1 protein-coding gene and 1 pseudogene are annotated in these 838 nt (G+C 37.7%); both read left to right on the top strand.

Annotated elements, in window-relative coordinates; all coding sequences use genetic code 11:
- Positions 1–99: pseudogene (locus tag SORDD16_RS11890) on the top strand (carbohydrate ABC transporter permease); the annotation flags it as partial.
- Between the two features lie 490 nt (positions 100–589).
- Positions 590–838: NanQ anomerase/TabA/YiaL family protein (locus SORDD16_RS06355; RefSeq protein WP_128973487.1), on the top strand; the 249-nt coding region annotated here is incomplete at its 3' end.

The raw sequence follows: 838 nt of genomic DNA, 5'->3' as shown, positions 1-838 counted from the left end.
GCAGGTGCAGCTCTTGCAGCCGTGCCAATCGTAACCGTCTTCCTTGTCTTCCAAAAATCCTTTACTCAAGGTATTACTATGGGAGCTGTTAAAGGATAATACTCTGCGAAAATCGAATTCAAACTACGTCAGCATCACCTTGCCATACTTAAGTATTGCCTGCGGTTAGCTTCCTAGTTTGTTCTTCAATTTTCATTGAGTATAGGAAAAACTGCTTATCTAAATTCAAAAGAATATGTTATAGACTAAGAGAAATATAGTTTCATAAGTGTCTACAAAATGGAGAGTATGCAGTTACTTCGTGAAGTTTTGTCAGACACTTATAAACTTAAGAATGAACTCTTTTCATGATACTAGTTAGAGTAGGTTCGTTTTATGGTAGCTATTTCCCGCTTTAGTGGTATCTAAGATAAGCATCTCACGCTTATCTTAGACGGAATTTTTGAGACTGACGATGAAGGAGTGAAAGGCTCAAAAATTAGGAATGAAATTCCGAAGGAATTTGCTTCCGTCCGCACTGTTACAGGGAAATAGAGAAAGGATAATTCGAAACTGAAAAATAGTAACTATCAGAAACGAAGGAAACAGTATGATTTTTGACGATTTGAAAAACATCGCCTTTTACAAGGGAATCCATCCCAATCTAGACAAGGCTATCGACTATCTCTATCAGCACCGTAAGGATTCTTTCGAACTCGGTAAGTATGATATTGACGGGGACAAGGTCTTTCTAGTTGTTCAGGAAAATGTCCTCAATCAAGCTGAAAATGATCAATTTGAACATCATAAGAACTATGCAGACTTGCATTTACTGGTAGAAGGGCATGAATACTCGAGC

The sequence above is a fragment of the Streptococcus oralis genome (assembly GCF_001578945.1).
Taxonomy (GTDB): Bacteria; Bacillota; Bacilli; order Lactobacillales; family Streptococcaceae; genus Streptococcus; species Streptococcus oralis_Q.
Note: the sequence above shows the minus strand (reverse complement) of the source record. Positions and strands in the feature narration are given on the sequence as shown.